Annotated in this window: 24 protein-coding genes and 2 tRNA genes; 24 read left to right on the plus strand and 2 right to left on the minus strand. The window is 68.7% G+C overall.

Translation table 11 applies throughout. The annotated features are described in order from the left end of the window. Positions 1-2 precede the first annotated feature (2 nt). The 21 genes from GFK26_RS14535 (at position 3) to GFK26_RS14635 (ending at position 21,790) form a co-directional block, all read left to right on the plus strand. Complete coding sequence (locus GFK26_RS14535; protein WP_153282559.1) at positions 3-989, plus strand: PDR/VanB family oxidoreductase; 987 nt, start codon at positions 3-5, stop codon at positions 987-989. 31 nt (positions 990-1,020) lie between these two features. Then, complete coding sequence (locus GFK26_RS14540; protein ID WP_153282560.1) at positions 1,021-2,334, plus strand: aromatic ring-hydroxylating dioxygenase subunit alpha; 1,314 nt, start codon at positions 1,021-1,023, stop codon at positions 2,332-2,334. Then, entirely contained in the window at positions 2,334-2,822 is a 489-nt protein-coding gene (locus tag GFK26_RS14545; protein ID WP_153282561.1) for an aromatic-ring-hydroxylating dioxygenase subunit beta, read from the plus strand. Before GFK26_RS14540 ends, GFK26_RS14545 begins: the two co-directional genes overlap by 1 nt. Before the next feature lie 10 nt (positions 2,823-2,832). Further along, positions 2,833-4,467 (plus strand): AMP-binding protein, encoded by a 1,635-nt coding sequence (locus GFK26_RS14550; RefSeq protein ID WP_153282562.1) that lies wholly within the window; start codon positions 2,833-2,835, stop codon positions 4,465-4,467. After that, the gene (locus GFK26_RS14555) at positions 4,464-5,639 is read left to right on the plus strand and encodes a thiolase family protein (RefSeq protein WP_153282563.1); all 1,176 of its coding nucleotides are present in this window, start codon (positions 4,464-4,466) and stop codon (positions 5,637-5,639) included. Before GFK26_RS14550 ends, GFK26_RS14555 begins: the two co-directional genes overlap by 4 nt. Beyond that, the gene (locus GFK26_RS14560; protein WP_153282564.1) at positions 5,636-6,889 is read left to right on the plus strand and encodes an SDR family NAD(P)-dependent oxidoreductase; all 1,254 of its coding nucleotides are present in this window, start codon (positions 5,636-5,638) and stop codon (positions 6,887-6,889) included. Before GFK26_RS14555 ends, GFK26_RS14560 begins: the two co-directional genes overlap by 4 nt. Before the next feature lie 16 nt (positions 6,890-6,905). Then, complete coding sequence (locus GFK26_RS14565; RefSeq protein WP_153282565.1) at positions 6,906-7,718, plus strand: cyclase family protein; 813 nt, start codon at positions 6,906-6,908, stop codon at positions 7,716-7,718. 145 nt (positions 7,719-7,863) lie between these two features. Further along, positions 7,864-8,586 carry an SDR family oxidoreductase gene (locus tag GFK26_RS14570; RefSeq protein ID WP_153282566.1) on the plus strand — a complete coding sequence of 241 codons (723 nt, stop codon included), beginning with the start codon at positions 7,864-7,866 and terminating at the stop codon, positions 8,584-8,586. Positions 8,587-8,652: 66 nt separating this feature from the next. Continuing rightward, on the plus strand, positions 8,653-9,819 hold the full coding sequence (locus GFK26_RS14575) for an ABC transporter substrate-binding protein (RefSeq protein ID WP_153282567.1): 1,167 nt from the start codon (positions 8,653-8,655) through the stop codon (positions 9,817-9,819). Between the two features lie 25 nt (positions 9,820-9,844). After that, entirely contained in the window at positions 9,845-10,990 is a 1,146-nt protein-coding gene (locus GFK26_RS14580; protein WP_153282568.1) for an ABC transporter substrate-binding protein, read from the plus strand. Positions 10,991-11,016: 26 nt separating this feature from the next. Then, positions 11,017-12,336, plus strand: coding sequence for an aromatic ring-hydroxylating dioxygenase subunit alpha (locus GFK26_RS14585; RefSeq protein WP_153282569.1), 1,320 nt, complete (start codon positions 11,017-11,019; stop codon positions 12,334-12,336). Next, a complete protein-coding gene (locus GFK26_RS14590; protein WP_153282570.1) occupies positions 12,333-12,797 on the plus strand; it encodes an aromatic-ring-hydroxylating dioxygenase subunit beta in 465 nt (154 codons plus the stop codon). Before GFK26_RS14585 ends, GFK26_RS14590 begins: the two co-directional genes overlap by 4 nt. A gap of 39 nt (positions 12,798-12,836) precedes the next feature. Then, positions 12,837-14,000, plus strand: coding sequence for an ABC transporter substrate-binding protein (locus GFK26_RS14595; protein WP_101489348.1), 1,164 nt, complete (start codon positions 12,837-12,839; stop codon positions 13,998-14,000). Between the two features lie 55 nt (positions 14,001-14,055). Further along, positions 14,056-15,111, plus strand: a complete 1,056-nt coding sequence (locus GFK26_RS14600; protein WP_153282571.1) for a branched-chain amino acid ABC transporter permease — start codon at positions 14,056-14,058, stop codon at positions 15,109-15,111. Further along, positions 15,108-16,895, plus strand: coding sequence for an ABC transporter permease subunit (locus GFK26_RS14605; RefSeq protein WP_153282572.1), 1,788 nt, complete (start codon positions 15,108-15,110; stop codon positions 16,893-16,895). The genes GFK26_RS14600 and GFK26_RS14605 overlap by 4 nt, the downstream gene beginning before the upstream one ends. Continuing rightward, on the plus strand, positions 16,892-17,623 hold the full coding sequence (locus GFK26_RS14610) for an ABC transporter ATP-binding protein (RefSeq protein WP_101489351.1): 732 nt from the start codon (positions 16,892-16,894) through the stop codon (positions 17,621-17,623). The genes GFK26_RS14605 and GFK26_RS14610 overlap by 4 nt, the downstream gene beginning before the upstream one ends. Further along, positions 17,613-19,208 carry an ATP-dependent acyl-CoA ligase gene (locus GFK26_RS14615; protein WP_153282573.1) on the plus strand — a complete coding sequence of 532 codons (1,596 nt, stop codon included), beginning with the start codon at positions 17,613-17,615 and terminating at the stop codon, positions 19,206-19,208. Before GFK26_RS14610 ends, GFK26_RS14615 begins: the two co-directional genes overlap by 11 nt. Before the next feature lie 5 nt (positions 19,209-19,213). Next, complete coding sequence (locus tag GFK26_RS14620; protein WP_153282574.1) at positions 19,214-19,963, plus strand: SDR family NAD(P)-dependent oxidoreductase; 750 nt, start codon at positions 19,214-19,216, stop codon at positions 19,961-19,963. A gap of 53 nt (positions 19,964-20,016) precedes the next feature. Then, positions 20,017-20,793 (plus strand): SDR family NAD(P)-dependent oxidoreductase, encoded by a 777-nt coding sequence (locus GFK26_RS14625; protein ID WP_153282575.1) that lies wholly within the window; start codon positions 20,017-20,019, stop codon positions 20,791-20,793. Then, the gene (locus GFK26_RS14630) at positions 20,790-21,326 is read left to right on the plus strand and encodes a MarR family winged helix-turn-helix transcriptional regulator (protein WP_153282576.1); all 537 of its coding nucleotides are present in this window, start codon (positions 20,790-20,792) and stop codon (positions 21,324-21,326) included. Before GFK26_RS14625 ends, GFK26_RS14630 begins: the two co-directional genes overlap by 4 nt. Beyond that, a complete protein-coding gene (locus tag GFK26_RS14635; protein WP_153282577.1) occupies positions 21,323-21,790 on the plus strand; it encodes an acyl-CoA thioesterase in 468 nt (155 codons plus the stop codon). Before GFK26_RS14630 ends, GFK26_RS14635 begins: the two co-directional genes overlap by 4 nt. Before the next feature lie 6 nt (positions 21,791-21,796). On the opposite strand, the gene GFK26_RS14640 is transcribed toward GFK26_RS14635, so the two are convergent. Beyond that, the gene (locus tag GFK26_RS14640; protein ID WP_153282578.1) at positions 21,797-22,213 is read right to left on the minus strand and encodes a hypothetical protein; all 417 of its coding nucleotides are present in this window, start codon (positions 22,211-22,213) and stop codon (positions 21,797-21,799) included. Positions 22,214-22,216: 3 nt separating this feature from the next. Further along, positions 22,217-22,546 (minus strand): hypothetical protein, encoded by a 330-nt coding sequence (locus GFK26_RS14645; protein WP_153282579.1) that lies wholly within the window; start codon positions 22,544-22,546, stop codon positions 22,217-22,219. Positions 22,547-22,830: 284 nt separating this feature from the next. Between GFK26_RS14645 and GFK26_RS14650 the strand changes: the two genes are divergently transcribed. The 3 genes from GFK26_RS14650 to GFK26_RS14660 all read left to right on the plus strand — a co-directional run bounded on the left by GFK26_RS14650 (position 22,831) and on the right by GFK26_RS14660 (position 23,381). Continuing rightward, positions 22,831-22,907, plus strand: a tRNA-Pro gene (locus GFK26_RS14650). Between the two features lie 148 nt (positions 22,908-23,055). Beyond that, a complete protein-coding gene (locus tag GFK26_RS14655) occupies positions 23,056-23,268 on the plus strand; it encodes a short-chain dehydrogenase (RefSeq protein ID WP_101489357.1) in 213 nt (70 codons plus the stop codon). 39 nt (positions 23,269-23,307) lie between these two features. After that, positions 23,308-23,381, plus strand: a tRNA-His gene (locus GFK26_RS14660). Positions 23,382-23,395 lie beyond the last annotated feature (14 nt).

A 23,395-nucleotide genomic window follows, 5' to 3' on the forward strand; every position in this document is an offset into this window, starting at 1 on the left:
CCATGACAGCCCCCACGCTCCAGCTTCGCGTTGTCGAAGCGCGCGCCCTCAACCCGCTGATCCGCCTGCTGCGCCTGCGCGCCGAAGACGGCCGCGCGCTGCCCGGCTTCGCCGCCGGCGCGCACATCCGCGTGCAGGTGACGCTGGCTGACGGCACCGCCGACTGGCGCCACTACTCGCTCATCAACTTCGCGACCGAGCGCAACGCCACCAACGCCCCGACCGATTACGTGATCGCCGTGCGCAAGGAGGCCGACGGCCGCGGCGGCTCGCGCTTCATGCACGAAGGGCTGGCCGAGGGCAGCGTGCTCACCATCGAGCCGCCGAAGAACGACTTTCCGCTGCACACCGGCCCGGGCGGCTCGGTGCTGGTGGCCGGCGGCATCGGCGTGACGCCGCTCGCGTCGATGGCCGCGCGCCGCCGTGCCGAAGGCGCCGCCGTGCGCATGCACTACGCCGGCCGCAGCCGCGACCTCATGGCCTTCCTGCCCGAGCTGCAGGCGCTGCTGGGTGACGACCTGTGCGTGCATGCCGACGCCGAGGCTGGCGCGCCGCTGGACATCGACGTGCTGCTCGACGGCGTGCCCGCCGGCGACCGCCTCTACGTCTGCGGCCCCAAGGTCATGCTCGACGCCGTGCTCGCCCGCACCCAGGCCCGCGGCTGGGAACATGACCGCGTGCACTTCGAGCTCTTCACCGAACCCGTCGTGGAGGAGGGCGACCAGCCCTTCGAGGTGGAGCTTGCCCAGTCGGGCCAGCGCTTCACCGTGCCGGTCGGCCAGAGCATCCTCGACTGCCTCATCGAACACGGCTGCGACCCGATGTTCGATTGCAAGCGCGGCGAATGCGGCGTGTGCGCCGTGCCCGTGATCGAGGGCGAGATCGACCACCGCGACTACGTGCTCACCGCCCGCGAGAAAGCGGAAGGCACCGTCATGCAGATCTGCATCTCGCGCGCCAAGGGTGCGCGCCTGGTGCTCGACCTCTGAAAAGAAAAGCCAGGAAGGAGCCAGGAGAACCATGCCTTCGTACCGAGACAACCCCGATGCCGTTCGCGCGCTCGTGCAGAACGACCGCGTGCACCGCGACCTGTACATCAGCCAGGACCTCTTCGAGATTGAGCAGGAGCACTTCTTCGCCAACACCTGGAACTACGTCGGGCACGAAAGCCAGCTGCCGAAGTCGGGCGACTGGATCACCAACGAGATCGCGGGCCGCCCGCTGATCGTCGTGCGCCACAGCGACGGCAGCGTGCGCGTCATGATGAACCGCTGCGCCCACAAGGGCTCGCGCCTCGTGAACGGGCCCTGCGGCAACACCGGCAAGTTCTTTCGCTGCCCGTACCACGCCTGGACCTTCAAGACCGACGGCGCGCCGCTGGCCATTCCGCTGAAGACCGGCTACGAAAACACCCAACTCCACGAATGCGAGTCGGGCAAGGGCCTCACCCCCGTGAAGCACGTGCGCAGCCACCGCGGCTTCATCTTCGTGAAGATCAACGACGCGGGCCCCGACTTCGAAGAGTACTTCGGCGATTCGCTCAGCTCCATCGACAACATGGCCGACCGCTCGCCCGAGGGCGAACTCGAAATCGCCGGCGGCTGCCTGCGCTTCATGCACCAGTGCAACTGGAAGATGTTCGTCGAGAACCTCAACGACACCATGCACCCCATGGTGGCGCACGAGTCGTCGGCCGGCACCGCCAAGCGCATGTGGGCCGACAAGCCCGAAGACGAACCCAAGCCCATGGCCGTGGAGCAGTTCGTGCCCTTCATGTCCGACTACAAGTTCTTCGAAGACATGGGCATCCGCACGTACGACCATGGCCACAGCTTCACGGGCGTGCACTTCAGCATCCACAGCAAGTACAAGGCGATCCCCGCCTACGACGACGCCATGAAGGCGCGCTACGGCGAAGAGAAGACGGCGCAGATCCTGGGCATGGCGCGGCACAACACCGTGTACTACCCGAACCTCACGATCAAGGGCGCGATCCAGGCGATTCGCGTGGTGAAGCCTATCTCGGCCAACCAGACGCTCATCGAGAGCTGGACCTTCCGCCTCAAGGGTGCGCCGCCCGAGCTGCTGCAGCGCACCACCATGTACAACCGCCTCATCAACTCGCCGTTCTCGGTGGTGGGCCACGACGACCTGCAGGCCTACCGCGGCATGCAGGCCGGCCTGCACGCCAGCGGCAACGAGTGGGTGAGCCTGCACCGCGACTACGACGCATCGGAGTTGAAAGGCGGCGAGATCACCACGGGCGGCACCAACGAGCTGCCGATGCGCAACCAGTACCGCAGCTGGGTGCAGCGCATGACGGAGACGATGTGATGGCCGCCGTCAATATCACCCGTCAGGACCTCGTCGACTTCGTCGTCAACGAAGCGCGCCTGCTCGACACCCGCCGCTACGAGGAGTGGAACGCGCTCTTCACCGACGACGCGTTCTACTGGATTCCGCTCGTGCCCGAGCAGGAAGACGGCCTCAACCACACCTCGCACCTGTACGAAGACAAGCTGCTGCGCGAGCTGCGCATCGAGCGCCTCAAGAGCCCGCGCGCGTTTTCGCAGCAGCCGCCCAGCCGCTGCCACCACCTGCTGCAGGTGCCCGTGGTCGAGGCCTTCGACACCGAGGCCCAGCGCTTCGTGGTGCGCACCGAGTTCCACTACACCGAGTCGCAGGGCGACGAGCTCCAGTTCTACGTCGGCACCTTCTTCCATCACCTCACGGTGCAGGACGGCGCGCTGCGCATGACGCTCAAGCGCGTCGACCTGCTCAACTGCGACGCGGCCCTGCCGGCCGTGCAGCTCTTCATCTAGCAAGGACGCGATGACCCACGCCACCGTCCACCAGGTGTTCGCCGCGACTGCCGCGCGCACGCCGCAGGCCGAATTCCTCTTCACCGAATCGGTGACCGCCGCCGCCTACGGCATCGCCGCCGGCGCCATCCGCTGGGGCGAAGCCGCCGAAGAAATCGAGCGGCTGCGCAGCGCCTACGCACAGGCCGGCTACGGCCACGGCCACCGCATTGGCCTGCTGCTGGAGAACCGGCCCGCCTTCATCTTCCACTGGCTCGCGCTGAACGCGCTGGGCGCGAGCGTGGTGCCGATCAACGCCGAGATGCGCTCGGCCGAGCTGGTCTACCTCATCGGCCACAGCGAGATCGGCCTGGCCGTCACGCTGCCCGAGCGCGCCGCCGACCTGCAGGCCGCTGCCGCGCAGGCCGGCGTGGCCTTCGAGACCATGGGGCCCGACGACGCCGTGCCGCCCGCGAAGACCGCCGCACCGCGCGCCGGCGAGCCCGTCGGCACCGACACCGAATGCGGCCTGCTCTACACCTCGGGCACCACGGGGCGGCCCAAGGGCTGCATCCTGAGCAACGCGTACTTCCTGCGCGCGGGCGAGTGGTATGCCGCGCTCGACGGCGTGTGCAGCATCCGCCCCGATGCCGAACGCGTCATCACGCCGCTGCCGCTCAACCACATGAACGCGATGGCGTTCTCGACCATGGTCGTGCTCATTGCAGGCGGCTGCCTCGTGCAGCTCGACCGCTTCCACCCGAAGAGCTGGCTGGCCAGCGCGAAGGAAAGCGGCGCGACCATCGTCCACTACCTGGGCGTGATGCCCGCGATGCTGCTGTCGGCCCCCGCGTCGGCGGCTGACCGCGACCACGCGATCCGCTGGGGCTTCGGCGCCGGTGTCGACCGCAAGAACCACGCGCCCTTCGAAGAACGCTTCGGCTTCCCGCTGGTCGAGGCCTGGGCCATGACCGAGACCGGCGCGGCCGCCTGCATCATGGCCAACCGCGAGCCGCGCCTCGTGGGCACGAGCTGCTTCGGTCGGCAGGAAGACTTCGTCGAGATCCGCCTCATGGGCGAGGACGGCAGCGACGTGGGCACCGATATGCCCGGCGAACTGCTCGTGCGCTCGGCTGGCGCCGACCCGCGCCGCTACTTCTTCTCCGGCTACCTGAAGGACGAAGAGGCCACGCGCGAAGCCTGGGCCGACGGCTGGTTTCACACCGGCGACCTCGTGCGCCGCGACGCCGACGGCAACTTCTTTTTCGTCGACCGCAAGAAGAACGTGATCCGCCGCAGCGGCGAGAACATCTCGGCCGTCGAGGTCGAGAGCGTGCTCAACCAGCACCCGGCCGTGAAGACCTCGGCCGTGGCCGCCACGCCCGATGCGGTGCGCGGCGACGAGGTGCTCGCCTGCATCGTGCTGCGCGAAGACACCGGTGCGGCGCAGCGCGAAGCGGTCGCGGCCAGCATCGTCCAGCACGCGCTCGCGCAGCTGGCGTACTACAAGGCGCCGGGCTACGTCGCCTTCGTCGAGGCGCTGCCGCTCACGCCCTCGCAGAAGATCCAGCGCGGCCAGCTGCGCGAGATGGCGCAGTCGCTGCCGGGGCAGGGCCATTGCATCGACACGCGCTCCATGAAGAAACGACAAGTGGGGCAGGCATGACCAAGCGCAATCGGCTTTCCTACGAAGGCGTCGCGGTCGCGGTGCCCATCACCGTGCCCTACGTGCGCTACTCCACGCGCACCGCGCACTGGTTCGTCGGCCAGGCCATCGACGCGCTGGTGCAGGCCAGCGGCGTGGCCAAGGAGCAGATCGACGGCCTGTGCCTCAGCAGCTTCTCGCTCTCGCCCGACACGGCCGTGGGCGTCACGCAGCACCTGGGCCTGTCGCCGCGCTGGCTCGACCACATGCCGACCGGCGGCGCTTCGGGCGTGATGTGCCTGCGCCGCGCGGCGCGTGCGGTGCAGGCGGGCGATGCCGACATCGTCGCCTGCGTGGGCGCCGACACCAACCACGTCGACTCCTTCCGCCAGACGCTGGGCAGCTTCAGCAACTTCGCGCGCGATGCGAGCTACCCCTACGGCTCGGGCGGCCCGAACTCGATCTTCGCGTTCATCACCGCCAACTACATGCGCACCTACGGCGCCACGCGCGAAGACTTCGGCCGCATCTGCGTGGACCAGCGCACCAACGCGCTCGGCAACCCGAACGCCATGTTCAAGAAGGGCCTCACGCTCGACGAGTACATGGCCGCGCGGCCCATCTCCGACCCGATCCATCTGTTCGACTGCGTGATGCCTTGCGCCGGCGCCGACGCCTTCCTCGTGATGAGCGAGGAGCGCGCGCGCGACCTGGGCCTGGCGCACGTGGTGATCCGCGGCGCCATCGAGCGCCATAACGCCTACGCCGAAGACCCGGTGATGGTGCAGGGCGGCTGGCGCATGGACCGCGACGACCTGTATGCACAGGCCGGCGTGCAGCCCGCCGCGCTCGACTTCGTGCAGACCTACGACGACTACCCCGTCATCGTGATGATGCAGTTCGAAGACCTGGGGTTCTGCGAGAAGGGAGAAGGCTCGGCCTTCGTGCAGGCCAACACCATGACCTTCGACGGCAGCTTTCCGAACAACACCAGCGGCGGCCAGCTCTCGGCCGGGCAGGCCGGTGCGGCGGGGGGCTTCCTCGGCATGGTCGAGGCGATCCGCCAGCTGACGGACCAGGCCGGTGCGCGCGCCGTGCCCAACGCCCAGCTGGGCCTTGTCGCCGGCTTCGGCATGGTGACCTACGACCGCTGCCTGTGCACAGGCGCCGTCATCCTAGGGAGACCCGCATGACGATGCCGATGATGCGCCCCCCGCGCAAGAACCCGGTGCTGCGCACCCGGCAGATGAACCTGCCGCCCGGTGCGCGTGGCCGTGTCGCGCTCGGCCTCACGGCCGCTGCCGCCGAAGGCCGCTTCGAGCTGCAGACCTGCGAGGACTGCGGCACGGTGCAGTACCCGCCGCGAGAGGTCTGCCACAAGTGCCTGTCGTCGGCGCTGCGCTGGCGCGCACAGAGCGGCGAGGGCGCGCTGCTCGGCAGCACCACGCTGCACCACAGCAACGACCTGTTCTTTCGCGAGCGGCTGCCCTGGCGGCTGGGCCTGGTGCACCTCGACGCCGGCCCGACGCTCATGGTCCACCTGCACGGCGAGGTCGGCGAAGCGCCACAACGTGTGCGCGTGGGCGCCCGGCTCGACCGTGCAGGCCAGGCCGTTCTCATTGCTTTTCCGAATGAAGGGAGTCCCCACATGGCCGACGACAAGATGCTGCGCGAAATGACCAGCGACCCGAAGTTCCGCAAGGTGCTGGTGACCGACGGCAAGACCGAAACGGGCCAGGCCATCGTGCGTGCGCTGGTGAAGGCCGGCGCCGACATCGTCTGGGTCGGCCATGCCGAACCCTGGAAGAAGATGGGTGACGGGCTCGACGATATCTCGGCGCTGCCGCAGGTCACGCTCGTGCCGCTGGACCTCACCAACGGCCGCCGGGTGACAGAGCTGGCCGGTTCCATCGGCGGAAAGGTCGACATCGTGATCAACAACGCCGAGGTGCACCGCACCTTCGGCATCGGCGCACGGCGCGGCACCGACGTGGCCAAGGCCGAGATGGACATCAACTACTTCGGCCTGCTGCGCCTGGCGCAGGAGTTCGGCCCCGCGCTCAAGGGCCGCTCGGCCGATGGCGAGACAGGCGCGACCGCGTGGGTCAACCTGCTGTCGATCTACGCGCTCAGCAACTTCCCGCCGCACGGCACCTTCAGCGCCTCGAAGGCGGCGGCGCATTCGCTTGCGCAGTGCCTGCGCGCCGAGATGCGGCCCGCCGGCATCCGCGTGATCAACGTGTTCCCCGGCCCCATCGACGACGAATGGAACCAGCACACGCCACCGCCCAAGCTGGCACCGACCACATTGGCCAACGCCATCGTGAAGGCGCTGCGCGACGGCGTGGAAGACGTGTACCCAGGCGACGTGGCGCAGGAGTGGCTGGAACGCTGGCGCGACAACCCGAAGGTACTGGAGCGCGAACTGGCCGCTGGCGGCTGAGCAGAGGAATCACACGATGACAACCACCACCGAACTGATGTCCGCCGCCGAAATCCTCGGCGGCCTCGTGACCGCCATGGCCAGCGGTCGCATCCGCGTGATCGACCTCACGCAGACGCTCACGCCCGAGTTTCCGCAGATCGCGCTGCCGCCCGAGATGGGCCAGTGCTGGCCCTTCCGCATCGAGGAAGTGTCGAAGTACGACGAGCGCGGCCCGGGCTGGTACTGGAACAATTTTTCCTGCGGCGAGCACACCGGCACGCACTTCGACGCGCCGATCCACTGGATCTCGGGCCGCGACCTGCCGAACAACTCGGTCGACACGATTCCCGTGCAGCACTTCGTGGCACCGGCCTGCGTGATCGATTGCTCGGCCGATGTGCAGGGCAACGACGACTACCTGCTGAGCGTGGCCGACATCGAACGCTACGAAGCCGCGCACGGCCGCATCCCCAAGGGCGCGTGGGTGCTGATGCGCACCGACTGGTCCAAGCGCACCGACCCCGAGGCGTACCAGAACTTCGATGAAACGGGCCAGCACACGCCGGGCCCGAGCACCGAGGCCGTGCGCTTCCTGGTCGAGCAGCGCGACGTGCTGGGCTTCGGCTCCGAAGCCATCGGCACGGATGCCGGGCAGGGCTACCACCTGCGTCCGCCGTACCCCTGCCACTACTACATGCACGGCGCGGGCCGCTACGGCCTGCAGTGCCTGAGCAATCTTGACCTGCTGCCGCCCGCGGGCGCGGTGCTGATCTGCCCGCCGCTGAAGATCGAGAAGGGCAGCGGCAGCCCGCTGCGCGTGCTGGCTTTGGTGGGAGCTTCGCTATGACTCGCTGCTGCGGTTTTGGCTTTGGCTCCTTCTCCCGCTCGCGGGAGAAGGCGGGGGATGAGGGGGCTTGCCAAGGCCTCGGGGGTCACCCTCACCCCAACCCTCTCCCGCAAGCGGGAGAGGGAGAAATGCGGGGGGCGCGCGCATGAACAAGATTGCAGCAGTGACGGGCGGCAGCGCCGGCATCGGCAAGGCCATTTGCGAAGACCTGCTGGCGCAAGGCTACGAAGTGATTTCGCTCGCACGCCGCAAGGCCGAGATCGACCATCCCAAGATGCACAGCCTCGAGGTCGACCTGGCCGACCGCGCCGCCACCGGCGAAGCCGTGCGCGAACTGGTCGAGCGCTTCGCACCCACCACCATCGTCCACAACGCCGGCGTCATCCGCGCTGCGTTGCTGCCCGAGGTGAAGCTCGACGACCTCGACGCGCTGGTCGACCTGCACCTGGGCTGTGCCATCCAGCTCGTGCAAGGCGCACTGCCCGCGATGCGTGCGCAGCGCTTCGGCCGCGTGGTGCTGCTGTCGTCGCGCGCCGCGTTGGGCCTGGCCACGCGCACCAGCTACTCGGCCACCAAGGCCGGCATGCTGGGCATGGCGCGCACCTGGGCGCTCGAGCTTGCCGCAGACGGCATCACGGTGAACGTGGTGGCACCGGGCCCGATCCGCACCGACATGTTCTACGACGTGGTCGAGGCCGGCAGCGAGAAGGAGCGTGCCCTTGCGGCCTCGGTGCCCGTCAAGCGCCTGGGCGAATCGGCCGACGTGGCACGCGCCGTGCGTTTCTTTGCCGACGCCGACAACAGCTTCGTCACCGGCCAAGTGCTCTACGTCTGCGGCGGCACCAGCGTCGGCAGCCTCGCCCTCTAGTTTCATTTCAGCGTTCGTCTCGTCTCGTTCCGTTCCGTTCAAAAACATCACCTCTGGAGCACCGCCATGAAAGTCATGAACCGAATTCGCACCCTCGCGGCCGTTGTCGCGGGCCTCGGCGCGCTGGGCGCCACCGGCGCCTGGGCCGCCGATCTCAAGGTCGGTTTCATCACGTCGCTGTCGGGGCCGGTGTCGTCGCTCGGCATTCCGTACGAAAAGGGCATGAAGGCCGCGCTCGCCTACAAGGCCGAACTCGGTGGCCGCAAGATCCAGCTGGTGCAGCTCGACGATGCGTCCGACCCGACCACGGCCGCACGCAACGCACGCAAGATGATCGACGAGGACAAGGTCGACGTCATCATCGGCACGGCCGGCTCGCCCGGTGCGCTGGCCATTGCCGGCGTGGCGCGCGAAACGAAAACGCCGCTGATCTCCATCGCCAACGCCAACCTGCCGGGTGACGAGGGCGCGTGGATGGTCACGCTGCCGCAGCCCGCACCGCTCATGGTGAGCGCGGTGGTCGAGCGCATGAAGAAGTCGGGCGTGAAGACGGTCGGCTACATCGGTTTCTCCGACGCCTGGGGCGACCTGGTGTACGGCGCGCTGCAAAAGAGCGCAGAGCCGGCGGGCATCAAGATCGTGTCGAACGAACGCTATGCGCGCGGCGATTCGTCGGTGACGGGCCAGGTGCTGAAGATCGTGGCGTTGCGCCCCGACGCGGTGATCACCGGCACCTCGGGCACGCCCGGCGCGCTGCCGTACCTGGCACTCGCGGAGCGCGGCTACAAGGGCCAGATCTACGGCATGCATGCGCTCATCAACCCCGACTTCGTGCGCGTGGGCGGTGCCTCGGTCGAAGGCCTGCTGGCCCCCACCGGTCCGGTGATCGTGGCCGAGCAGTTGCCCGCCGACAACCCGATCCGCAAGGTGTCGATGGACTTCCGCGCGGCGTACCAGAAGGCCAACGGCGCACCGCCGACCGACGCCTTCTCGGCCTACACCTTCGATGCATGGCTGCTGTACCTCGACGCCGCCCAGCGCGCGCTCGCCACCAAGGCCGAGCCCGGCACGCCGCAGTTCCGCCTGGCACTGCGCGACGCCATCGTGAGCACCAAGGAGCTGGTGGGCACGCACTCGGTCTACAACTTCAAGCCGACCGATCGCTACGGCTCTGACGAGCGTTCGCGTGTGGTGGTGAAGCTCGAGAAGGGCCAGTGGAAGCTGGTTCCCTGAAAAAACACACGCTGGAGCCACCCCCATGAAAAAGAACCTGACCCGGATTCTCGGCCTCACCGCCCTTGCACTGGCCGCCGCCCAAGCCGCGGCAGCCGACCTCAAGATCGGCTTCATCAGCTCGCTCTCGGGGCCGGTCGCGGCGCTGGGCGTGCCGTACGAGAAGGGCATCCGCGCGGCCATCGCCGAGCGGCCCGAGATCGGCGGGCGCAAGGTGCAGCTCATCGTGCTCGACGATGCGTCCGACCCGACCACGGCCGGGCGCAACGCGCGCAAGCTGGTGACGGAAGACAAGGTCGACGTGCTCATCGGCACCTCGGGCGTGCCGGGCGCGATGGCCATCGCCTCGGTGGCGCGCGAACTCAACACGCCGCTCATCTCGCCCACGCCCGTGACCATTCCGGGGGCGGACGGCGCGTGGACCGTCACCGTGTCGCAGCCGTTCCCGCTCATGGTGGCGGGCGTGGTCGAACGCATGCAGAAGTCGGGCGTGAAGACGGTCGCCTTCATCGGTTTCTCGGACGCGCTGGGCGACCTGGCCTACGACTCGCTTATGAAGAGCGCCGCCACCGCCGGCATCAAGGTGGTGGCCAACGAGCGCTATGCGCGCAGCGATTCGTCGGTGGCCGGGCAGATCCTGAAGATCGTCGCGACGCGGCCCGACGCGGTGTTCGCGGGCAACTCGGGCACGCCGGGCGCGCTGCCCTACCTGGCACTGGCCGAGCGCGGCTACAAGGGCAAGATCTACGGCACGCACGGCCTCATCAACGCCGACTTCGTGCGCGTGGGCGGTGCCTCCATCGACGGCCTGCAGGTGCCCAGCGGCCCCGTGCTGGTGGCCGACCAGCTGCCCGACAGCAACCCCATCAAGAAGGTCGCGATGGGCTTTCGCAACGCCTACCAGAAGGTGAACGGCGCGGTACCGACCGACGCGTTCTCGTCGTACACCTACGACGCCTACCTGCTGCTGGCCGACGCGGCCTCGCGCACCAAGGGCGAGCCCGGCACGCCGCAGTACCGCACGGCGCTGCGCGATGCCATCGTGGGCACGAAGGAGCTGGTGGGCACGCACGGCATCTACACCTTCAAGCCCGACGACCGCTACGGCTCCGACCAGCGGGGCGTGGTGATCGTGCAGATGAACAAGGGCCAGTGGAAGCTCGTTCCCTGACCTTGGTCTAACCGAAGCCCACCGCCATGACCACCTACCGCAACCGCCCCGATCTCGTCGCGGCGCTGGTCCGCGACGACCGGGTGCACCGCGACCTGTACCTCAGCGACGAGCTGTTCGCGCTGGAGCAGGAGCGCCTGTTCGCCAACACCTGGGTCTTCCTGGGCCACGCGAGCCAGGTGCCGGAGGCGGGCGATTTCGTCACGCAAGAGATCGCGGGCCGCCCGCTGCTCATGGTGCGCCAGCCCGACGGCGCGGTGCACGTCATGTACAACCGCTGCGCCCACAAGGGCACGCAGCTCGTGACCGACGAGAGCGGCAACACCGGCCGCTTCTTTCGCTGCCCGTACCACGCGTGGACCTACAAGCTCGACGGCGCGCCACTGGGCCTGCCGCTGAAGAACGGCTACGAGGGCACGCAGCTCAAGGCCTGCGAATCGGGGCAGGGGCTGTCGGTGGTGAAGCACGTGAAGGTGTACCGCGACTTCGTGTTCGTGCGCCTCGCGGACGCGGGCCCGTCGTTCGAGGACTACTTCGGCGACGTGCTCGGCGCCCTCGACAACATGGTCGACCGCTCGCCCGAGGGCAAGCTCACCGTGGGCGGCGGCGTGCTGCGCAACATCGTCCACTGCAACTGGAAGATGTACCTGGAGAACATCAACGACACGGTGCACCCGATGTCGACGCACGAGTCGGCCACCAAGGCCGCCGAGGCGCTGTGGGAAGGGCATGCGCCCACCGACCCCAAGCCGATGGCGATGGAGCAGATATTGCCCTTCGGCTCGGGCTACGAATTCTTCGACAAGATGGGCGGGCGCGTGTTCGCCAACGGCCACAGCGTGCTGGGCGTGAACTTCAGCATCCACTCGAACTACGCGCAGCTGCCCGAGTACGAAGCGGCGATGCAGGCCGCGCACGGCGTAGAGCGCGCCACTAACATCCTGCAGCGCTCGCCGCAGAACTCGGTGCTGTACCCGAGCCTGTCGGTCAAGGGCTCGCCGCAGGCCATCCGCGTGATCCGCCCGCTGGCGGCCAACCGCACGCTCATCGAAGCCTGGAGCTTCCGCGCGGCCGGTGCGCCCGCGCTGCTGTTCGAGCGCGCCATGAGCTACAACCGGCTCGTGTTCTCGCCCATGTCGGTGGTCGCGCACGACGATGTGCACCTGTTCGAGAGCATCCAGCAGGGCCTGCGCGCGGGTGGCAACGAATGGGTCAGCCTGCACCGCAACCACGACCCGGCCGAGACGCAGCAGGCCACGGTGACCACCAACGGCACCAACGAGCTGCTCATGCGCAACCAGTTCCGCGCGTGGGCGAAGGCGATGACCGTGGAGGCGACGGCATGAACGACCCGCGCGACTTCATCGCCCACGAAGCGGCCCTGCTCGACGAGCGCCGCTTCGATGACTGGCTGGCCCTGTTCGCCGACGACGGCCACTACTGGGTGCCGCTGCTCGGTGCGGCGCAGGCCGATCCGTTCTCGCACAACTCGCTGGCCTACGAAGACCGGCTGCTGCTGCAGCTGCGCGTGGAGCGCCTGAAGAACCCGCGTGCGCATTCGCAGCATCCGGCGAGCCACAGCCAGCATGTGCTGCAGCCTTCACGCATCGAGGAAGAAGCCGCCGACGAAGTTCGCCTGCGCACGCCGTTCCTTTACGTCGAGGCGCGCGGCGACGACCAGATCCTGTTGAGCGGCACCGCCCGCCACCACCTCATTCGCACCCCCACGGGCTGGTCGATCCGCGAGAAGCGCATCGACCTGCTCAACGCCACGCGCGCGTTGCCCGCGATCCAGTTGTTCATCTGAGTGACCTGTCCTTCTAACCATCCTCTCTGGAGCTACGACATGAAGAACCTGATGCAGACCTTGACGCGCGGTGCCCTCGCCGCAGCGCTGACCGCCTGTGGTGTGGCGAGCGCGCTGGCGGCCGACCTCAAGGTCGGTCTCAGCGTGTCGCTGTCGGGGCCCAACTCCTCGCTGGGCGTGCCGTACGCCAAGGGCATGCAGGCCGCGCTGGCCTACAAGGGCGAGGTGAATGGCCGCAAGATCCAGCTCGTGGTGCTCGACGACGGCTCCGACCCGACCACGGCCGGGCGCAATGCGCGCAAGCTCATCGAGGACGAGAAGGTCGACGTGCTCATGGGCACCTCGGGCGTGCCGTCGGCCATCGCGATGGCGCAGGTGGGCAAGGAGGCCAAGACGCCGATGATCGGCCTCACGCCGATCCTGCTCGACCCCAACGAGAACCCGTGGGTCATGACGGTGGCGCAGCCCACGCAGCTCATGATCGATGCGGTGGTCGAACGCATGAAGCGCAACAACGTCAAGACCGTGGGCTACATCGGTTTCTCCGACGCCTGGGGCGACCTGGTGTACGAGGCGCTCAACAAGGCCGCGCCCGCCGCCGGCATCAAGGTGGTGAGCAACGAGCGCTATGCGCGCGGCGATTCGTCGGTGACCGGCCAGGTGCTGAAGATCGTGGCGCTGCGCCCCGACGCGGTGATGACCGGCGGCGCCGGCACGCCGGGCGCGCTGCCGTTCCTGGCGCTGCAGGAGCGTGGCTTCAAGGGCGGGGTGTACGGCCAGCACGGTCTCATCAACCCCGACTTCGTGCGCGTGGTCGGCGCGGCCGGCCAGAACGCGCTGATGCCCACGGGCCCGGTGATCGTCGCCGAGCAACTGCCGGCCGACTACCCGACCAAGAAGATCGCGACCGACTTCCGCGCCGTGTTCCAGAAGGTCAACAACGCCCCCACGAGCGACGCCTTCTCGGCCTACTCGTTCGATGGCTGGCTGGTGTTCGTCGATGCTGCTTCGCGCGCCATGAAGAAGGCCGAGCCGGGCACGCCCGAGTTCCGCGTGGCGCTGCGCGACGCCATCTTCAGCACCAAGGAAGTGGTCGGCACGCACGGCGTCTACACCTTCAAGCCCGGCAGTCTGTACGGCGTGGACGAGCGCGCCCGCGTGATCGTCAAGCTCGACAACGGCCAATGGAAGCTCGCCCCTTGAATCTCCTGTTTTTCTTCACGACAACGACAACGATGACTCCGACAGAGGTTTTTCTATGAACTGGGACGTGGCGCTGATCCTCGTCACCGACGGCCTGGCCAACGGTGCCGTCTATCTGCTCGCCGGCCTCGGGCTGGTGCTGATCTTTTCGGTCACGCGGGTGGTGTTCGTGCCGTTCGGCGACATCGCGGCCTTTGCCGCGCTGTCGCTGGCGGCCTTCGAAACCGGCCGCGTGCCGCCGACCATCGGCATGGTCGCGGTGCTGGCCGCGCTGGCGCTGGCCACCGAAGTCGGCAGCCTGCTGCGGCGCGGCGAGACCGCGCGCATACCGAAGGCGGTGCTCATGTGGGGCGTGCTGCCCGCCATTCCGTGCGTGCTCGCCTGGCTGGCGGCGCGGCCCGGCGTGCCGGTGGCGGTGCACATCGCGGTGGCGGTGCTGCTGGTGGTGCCCATCGCGCCGCTGCTGGCGCGCGTGGTGTTCCAGCCGATCGCCGATGCCTCGGTGCTGGTGCTGCTGATCGTGTCGCTCGCGCTGCACTTTCTGCTGTCGGGCCTGGGCCTGCTGTTCTTCGGGCCTGAGGGCTCGCGCACCACGCCGCTCACGAGCGCGGTGTTCACGCTGGGCGACGGCTTCACGGTCAGCGGCCAGGTGGTGCTGATGGTGGGGGCGGCCATCGTGCTGAGCGGGCTGTTCTTCCTGGTGTTCGAGCGCACGGTGGCCGGCAAGGCGCTGCGCGCCACGGCCGTGAACCGCGTGGGCGCGCGGCTGGTGGGCATCCGGCCGGTGCGCACAGCACTGCTGGCTTACGGCTGCGCCTCGCTGCTGGCGGGGCTCATCGGCGTGCTGATTGCGCCGGTGACCACCATGTACTACGACTCGGGTTTCATCATCGGCCTGAAGGCCTTCGTGGCCGCGATCATCGGCGGGCTCGTGAGCTACCCGATGACGGCCATCGGCGCGCTGGCGGTGGGCGTGGTCGAGAGCTTTGCGTCGTTCTGGAGCGGCGCGCTCAAAGACGTGATCGTGTTCAGCCTGCTGATCCCGGTGCTCATGCTGCGCTCCTTCATGGCGGCCCATTCGGAAGAGGAAGAAGACGAGGTGGACCAATGAACGGCAACACGAAACGCATGGCGTGGATCGCGGGCGTCATCGTCGTGCTGGCCTTGGTGCCGGCCGTGGCGGGCAGCTTCACGGTCTCGCTGCTGAACGACATCGGCATCGGCGCGCTGGTGGCGCTGGGCCTCGTGCTGCTCACCGGCGTGGGCGGCGCCACCTCGTTCGGCCAAGCGGCCTTCGTGGGCATTGCGGCCTACGCCACGGCGTGGCTCACGACCGCGCAGGGCCTGTCGCCGTGGCTCGGCCTCTTGTTCGCGCTGCTGCTCACGGGCCTGTCGGCACTGGCCATCGGCATGCTCACGCTGCGGCTCGGCGGGCACTTCTTGCCGCTGAGCACCATCGCCTGGGGACTGTCGATCGCGATGCTGTTCGGCAACGTCGATGCGCTCGGCCGGCACACGGGCCTGTCGAACATCCCGGCGCTGCAGATCGGCGGCTGGTCGCTGGCCGATCCGCGCGCGATGTACTACCTGATCTGGGTCGTGGTCGGGCTGGCCTGCCTGTTCAGCCACAACCTGCTGCAGTCGCGTCCCGGCCGCGCGATTCGCGGGCTGCGCGGCGGCGCGACGCTGCTGGCGAGCGTGGGGGCGGATGCCTACCGCGTGCGGCTGTCGCTGTTCGTCACGGCGGCGCTGTTCGCGGGGCTGGCAGGCTGGCTCTATGCGCACATGAACCGCTTCGTGAGCCCCTCGCCCTTCGACGTGCGCATGAGCATCGAGTACCTGCTGATGGCGGTGGCCGGCGGGCTCGGGCAGCTCTCGGGGGCGCTGGTGGGCGCGGCCCTCGTGCTGGTGCTGAAGAACGGCCTGCAGGACGTGCTGCCGATGCTCACGCAGCGCGCGGGCCAGCTGGAGGCCGTGGCCTTCGCGGCGCTGTTCATCCTGCTGCTGCACTTCGCACGCGGCGGCGTGATGGGCCTGCTGCGGCGCTGGACGCGCCGGCGCGGCACGACGCAGGGCGCCTCGCGCTACGCCGGTGCGCCGGTCGAGCCGCTGCCGCACCGGCAACTGCCGGCGCGCGGCACGCCGGTGCTGTCGGTCAACGGCGTGGTCAAGCGCTTCGGCGGGCTGGTGGCGGTGAACGACGTGAGCTTCGACGTCAAGGCGGGCGAGATCGTCGGCCTCATCGGGCCCAACGGCGCGGGCAAGTCGACCATGTTCAACCTGCTGACCTGCACGCTGCCGATGAGCGCGGGCCAGGTGCGCTTTCTCGAGCACGACATCGCCGGCATGCCACAGCGCGCGGTGGCGCGGCTCGGGCTGGCGCGCACCTTCCAGCACGTGAAGCTGCGCCCGCACATGAGCCTGCTCGACAACGTGGCGCTGGGCGCGCACTCGCGCACGCGCTCGGGCATCCTGAAGGCGGGCCTGCGGCTCGATCGCACGGAAGAAAGCCAGATCCTGCAGGAGGCGCAACGCCAGCTCGACCGCATCGGCCTGGGCGACCGCGCGAACGAACTCGCAGGCAGCCTGCCGCTGGGCACGCAGCGCATTCTGGAGATTGCGCGTGCGCTGGCCGCCGACCCCGTGCTGCTGGTGCTCGACGAGCCCGCGGCCGGCCTGCGCCGCAAGGAAAAGATGGCACTCGGCGACCTGCTGCGCAAGCTGCGCGAAGAGGGCGTGACCATCCTGATCGTCGAACACGACATGGACTTCGTGATGAAACTGGTGGACCGTTTGGTGGTGATGAACTTCGGCTCCAAGCTCGTGGAGGGCGTGCCGTCGGCGGTGCGCGCCGACGAGCGTGTGCAGGCGGCTTACCTGGGGAGCGTTGTATGACCGCGATGCTGGAGATTGGTGATCTGCACGTGTCGTACGGGCAGGTAGAAGCCGTGCGCGGCGTGTCGCTCGACGTGCAGCCGGGCCAGATCATCTCGGTGATCGGCCCCAACGGCGCAGGCAAGACCACGCTGCTGGCCGCGGCCATGGGCCTGCTGCCGTGCAAGGGCACGCTGCGCTTTGAAGGCGAAGACCTGCAAGGGCTCGATGTGGAGTCGCGCGTGGAGCGCGGCCTGTGCCTCGTGCCCGAGCGCCGCGAACTGTTCGGCGAACTCACCGTGCTCGACAACCTGCAACTCGGCGCCTATGCCAAGCGGCTGCGCGGCGACGCGATGAAGCGGCAGCTGCAGTCGGTGTACGACCGCTTTCCGCGCTTGGCGGAGCGCCGCGCCCAACGCGCCGACACGCTCTCGGGCGGCGAGCGGCAGATGCTGGCGGTGGGCCGCGCGCTCATGTCGGCACCGCGCCTCTTGATGCTCGACGAGCCCAGCCTGGGCCTGGCGCCGCTGATCGTGCGCGACATCCTCACCATCGTGCGCAAGCTGCGCGACGACGGCGTGTCGATCCTGCTGGTGGAGCAGAACGCACGCGCCGCGCTCGAAAGCTCCGACGAAGGTTATGTGCTGGAGACCGGCGAGATCGCGCTCTCCGGCGCGTCGGCCGAACTGGCCAGCGACCCGCGCGTGCAGGCCACCTACCTCGGCGGAGGCACGCACGATGACGAGTGACCCGCGCGCGGTGCCGCCGTCGCAACGCACGCTGCCCGCCATGCTGCAGCGGCAGGCCGCGCTGTTCGGCAGCCGCCCGCTGCTGCGCATCGCGGGCTGGCAATGGACGCATGCCGATGCGGCCGACGCGGCGGCCACGCGCGCCGGTGCGCTCGCACAGCACGGCGTCGCACGCGGCGACCGCATCGCCGTCATGTGCGGCAACCGCATCGAGTTTCTCGACACCTTCCTCGGCGCGGGCTGGCTCGGCGCGTCGGTCGTGCCGGTCAACACGGCGTCGATGGGGCCGCAGATCGAATACTTCCTCGCAAACAGCGAGGCGAAGCTGCTGGTGATCGAGGCCGGCTTTCTGAAGCGGCTGGCGACGGCCGACCTGGCCCGCACGGCGCTGCGCGAGGTGTGGGTGGTCGGCGCCATCGACAAGGCCGAAGCGCCATGGACACCGCCCGCCGGCGTGCGCGTGTCGGCCTACCCGCCGGGCGCGCAGGCGCTGCCGCCCGCCACGGTGCAGCCGGGCGATCCGCTCGCCATCCTCTACACCTCGGGCACCACGGGCCCGGCCAAGGGCGTCATCTGCCCGCAGGCGCAGTACTTCTGGTGGGGCGTGAACAGCGCCGAGGTGCTCGGCGTGGGCCGCGACGACGTGCTGTGCACCACGCTGCCGCTGTTCCATATCAACGCGCTCAACACCTTCGCGCAGGCCGCGCTCACCGGGGCCGAGGTGGTGTTCGAGTCGCGCTTCTCCGCTTCGGGTTTCTGGCCGGCGATGCGCGCCAACGGCGCGACCGTGGTCTACCTGCTCGGCGCGATGGTGCCGATTCTTCTGGCGCAGCCCGAAGGCGAGGGCGAGCGCCACCATCGCGTGCGTACCGGCCTCGGGCCCGGCGTGCCCGCGGCGGCGGGGCAGGCTTTCAAGGCGCGCACGGGCGTGGCATTGCTCGAAGGCTATGGCTCGACCGAGACCAACTTCGCGATCGCCACCGCGCCCGATTCGCCGCGCGGCGGTGTCATGGGCTGGCTGCGTCCCGGCTTCCAGGCCTGCGTGGCCGACGAAGACGACGTGCCGCTGCCGCCCGGCGAGGCCGGCGAGCTGCTGCTGCGTGCGGACGAGCCCTATGCCTTTGCCAGCGGCTACTTCCACATGCCCGAGAAGACCGTCGAGGCCTGGCGCAACCTGTGGTTCCACACGGGCGACCGCGTGGTGCGCGATGCCGATGGCGCGTTCCGCTTTGTCGACCGCATCAAGGACGCGATCCGCCGACGCGGCGAGAACATCTCGTCCTTCGAAGTCGAGCAGGTGCTGCTGAGCCACCCGGGCGTGGCCTCGTGCGCGGTGTATCCCGTGCGCTCCGAGCTGGCCGAAGACGAGGTGATGGCCGCACTGGTCGCGCGCGACGGCGTGGCCATCGACCCGGCCGAGCTGGCGCGTTTTTGCGAAGGCCGGCTGCCGTACTTTGCGGTGCCGCGCTACATCGACCTGCTGCCCGACCTGCCGCGCACCGAGAACGGCAAGGTGCAGAAGTTCAAGCTGCGCGAGCGCGGCGTGGGGCCGCAGACCTGGGACGGTCGGCCCGCGAAGGCCTGAGCGGCATGACGCAAGCCACGGCGCTTCCGCTGGCAGGCCGCGTGGCCTTCGTGACCGGCGCGGGGCAGGGGCTGGGCGCAGCCATCGCGCGCGGGCTGGCGCAGGCCGGCGCGCGCATCGCGTTGGCCGACATCGACGAGGCCAACGCCCAGGCCGTTGCCGCCGAGGTGAACGGCCTCGCGCTGCCGCTCGACGTGCGCGACGAGCAGGCCTTCAACAACCGCTTCGCGCAGGCCGTGGCGCACTTCGGCAGCGTCGACATCCTCGTCAACAACGCGGCGCGCACGCCGACCACGTCGCTGTGGGACATCACACCCGCCGAGTGGGACGACGTGCTTGCCATCAACCTGCGCGGCAGCTTCTTCGGCTGCCGCATCGCCGGACGCCACATGCGCGCACGCGGCGCGGGCCGCATCGTCAACCTGGCCTCGCTGGCGGGGCAGCAGGTCAGCAGCGCCACCGGCGTGCACTACGCGGCCAGCAAGGCCGGCCTGCTGGCGCTGACGCGTGCCTTTGCGCAGGAGCTGGCGCCGCACGGCGTGACCGTGAACGCGCTGGCACCCGCCGCCATCGACAGCCCCGCGCTCGCGGCGCTAGCACCCGAGCGGCAGCAGGTGCTGAAAGCCGGCATCCCGCTCGGCCGCTTCGGGCTGGCCGACGAGGTCGCCGCCGCCGTCGTCTACCTGGCCTCGCCGGCCGCGGCCTTCATGACCGGGGCGACGCTCGACCTCAACGGCGGCCGTTTCATGCGGTAGCACCACCTCGGGGCGCAAATGGCTAAAATGATTCAGAACTAAACCATTCAGGTATGCACACAAATTCGCTCACTGGCCGTCATGCCCTCGTCACCGGCGCCGCTCGCGGCATCGGCGCAGAGATCGCCCGCACCCTTGCCGCCCAGGGCGCCAAGCTGACCCTGTTGGGCCGCGATGCGCAGGCCCTGCAGCGCGTGGCCGAGACCCTGGCGGGCGGCGGCCACGGCGTGGTGGCGGCCGACGTGGCCGACCCGCAGGCCGTGCAGTCGGCCTTTGCGCAGGCGCGGGCCGAGCGCGGGGCGGTGACCGTGCTGGTCAACAACGCGGGCGCCGCCGAGAGCGCGCCGTTCCTGAAGACCTCGGTCGAGCTGTGGCAGCGCATGCTGTCGGTCAACCTCACTGGCAGCTTTTTGTGTGCGCAGGCCGCGCTGCCCGACATGCTCGACGCCGGCTGGGGCCGCATCGTCAACATCGCCAGCACGGCGGGGCAGAAGGGCTACGCCTATGTGTCGGCCTACACCGCCGCCAAGCACGGGGTGATCGGCCTCACGCGCGCGCTGGCGCTCGAAGTGGCGCGCAAGGGCATCACCGTGAACGCCGTGTGCCCCGGCTACACCGACACCGACATCCTGCGCAACAGCGTCGCCAACGTGGTCGGCAAGACCGGCCGCAGCGAAGCCGATGCGCTGGCCGAGTTCTCCAGCGTGAACCCGCAAAAGCGCATCGTGCAGCCCGCCGAAGTGGCCGACGCCGTGCGCTGGCTCTGCGGCGACGGCGCCGCGTCGGTCACCGGCCAGTCGATCTCCGTTTCCGGAGGAGAAGTCACATGAACCGCAACGATGCCTCGCATGCCGTGCTGAGCGACGCCGAAGAACTCGGCCATGAAGGCCGCGCCGGCCATGAAGACCACGCCATGCTCAAGCTGTGGCTGCGCATGCTCGCGAGCACCACGCAGATCGAAGCCGAGATCCGGCGCCGGCTGCGCGAGCGCTTCGGCATCTCGCTGGCGCGCTTCGACTACATGGCGCAGCTGTACCGTTACGAAGACGGCCTGAAGATGCGCGTGCTCTCGCGCTACCTGATGGTGACCGGCGGCAACGTCACCGGCCTGACCGACGAGCTCGAACGCGAAGGCGTGGTGGCGCGTGCGCCCAGCCCCGACGACCGCCGCGCCTGGATCGTGAGCCTTACGCCCACCGGCCGCACCGCCTTCGAAGCGATGGCCACCGAGCATGAGCAGTGGATTCTCGAGATGTTCTCGGGCCTGGACATGAAGACCGTCAAGCAGATGCACAGCCAGCTCGGGCTGCTGCGCGTGCACGTGATGCGCGGCGACGGCGCGGGCGAGGAAGCACGCGCATGAGCGGCGAGGGTGGTGGTGGTGTGGCGTTCCAGCGCCCGCGCCTGATCCGCTTTTCTGACTGCGACCCGGCGGGCATCGTCTTCTATCCGCAGTACTTCGTGATGCTCAACGGCCTGGTCGAAGACTGGGTGAGCGACGGGCTTGGCGTGGGCTACCACGCACTCATCGGCGAGCGCCGCGTCGGCCTGCCGACCGTGAAGCTCGACGCCGACTTTCGCGCCGTGAGCCGCATGGGCGACCACGTGATGCTCGGCCTTTCGGTGGCGCAACTGGGCTCGCGCTCGATCACGCTGTCGTTGCGTTGCTTCGAGCCCACCTCGGGCGAGGTGCGCATGCAGGTGCGTCAGGTGCTGGTGACGACCTCGCTCGACACCCACCGCGCCATCGCCGTGCCCGACGACATGCGCGCGGCCATCCTGCGCGATGCGCCGGCGTTGGCAGTCGACGCCGCAGACAAGGCCTGAGAAAGGCTAGGGCGCCAGCGCAGGGCCGTCGGCAGGCTCCAGCGCCTTCTTCTCTTGCGCGTGCTTCTTCAGCCAGCCGCTGAGTTCCCGCTTTCCCTTGGCATTGGCCTGTCGCCACGCGTCACGCGCGGCGGCCACGAAGCGCTCTTCCGCCGCATCGGGCGGTGCTTCTGAAGGCGGTGTGTTGTCTTCGTCGAGCCAACCGGCGGCCACGTCGCAGTGCCGTTCGATCTGCCGTGCGAGCTTGTCGCCGATGGGCCGCGCACTCTTGATCTGGCTCCACATGCTCGGAGAGATTTCGATCTTGCGTGCGAACGCCTGGTCGAGCCCCTTGGCGGGCAGGCCCGCCGCGACGGCGTCCTCGAGAAAGCGGCGATGCAGCACAAGCGCATTGCGGCGGCGCGCGACGGTGGTATGGGGCACTGTTCAAAAACAACAACAAGACAAGAAAAGATTGTCCCGGTTGTTGACGTCGCCGTAAACACTCTTTACAGTTGCCTCCAATTCACGGCACCAGCCGTCCCCTTTTTCCAACCCCTTACAGCCGACAGCGGCAATTTTTGACCAGGAACCATCGTGAACACCGCACTGACTCTCACCAGCATTCGACCCGCCTCGGGCCGACCGCTCGTGCGCGTCGGGTTCTGCCATGGTTTCGACATGCCGTCGCCCCTGTCGTTGTCTTCGCATCTGAACACCGCGTACGCCACCCAAGCCGCAGCCCGTCTGCGCGTGGGTGGTCAGTTCGAGGCTCATCAGGTGCCCCCGGGTGGAGGTCGCGCGTAGGCGCGCATCTCTCAAGCTCTCTCGCAAAGAGGCCCGGACACCGCAAGGTTCCGGGCCTTTTTGTTTTGCCGCTTTCCATTTCGGGTGTGCCTTCACCCCACCGCCAGAAATTGCCGCGTCGACGGTCTGGCGGGATGTGCATGAGTTGATCACTCCTGTGCAGCGACGTTTGACGGGGCCGCGCCCAGCGCGCGGCCCGTCGCGTGAGGACACAACCGAAATGGAAGCGCGGGCAGGCTCTTTTTGTTTTTCTTCCGTGTGTGGCGCAGCCTGGTAGCGCATCTGGTTTGGGACCAGAGGGTCGCAGGTTCAACTCCTGCCACACGGACCACGGACCACACCCGAGCGGGACCGGGCCATGCCAACGCATGGCCCGCCCGCGGAAACCGGCCGCAAAGATGGGGCGGCGCCGGAACCCGTCACCGGACATTTTTCAAGTCGTTGCTTTTATTTTTCTGTCACCCACCCAGGAGGCCCTCATGCGCAAGCGCAACACACCGATCCGGATGATCGCCGTGCACCCGTCACCGCTGCCGCGCAGGCACATGGTGTGGTCGCTGGCCCAGCGCTTTGGCGTGGGGCTCGGGCCGCGTGCCATCGCGTACCGCGCGTCGGCATTGCCAGACGGCACCGAGGCGCCACTCGACAGCCTCGACCTCGACCAGCGCGTGCGCGCGTCGGGCGAGTGGTAGCAGGCCGGCGTCTTTCGTTTCAGTTTTCTTTTTTCAATGGTGCGTGTAGCTCAATGGCAGAGCCGCGGGTTGTGGTCCCGCTGACAACGGTTCGATTCCGTTCGTGCACCCCATCCGTTCACCACCA

The organism is Variovorax paradoxus, assembly GCF_009498455.1.
GTDB classification, from domain to species: domain Bacteria; phylum Pseudomonadota; class Gammaproteobacteria; order Burkholderiales; family Burkholderiaceae_C; genus Variovorax; species Variovorax paradoxus_H.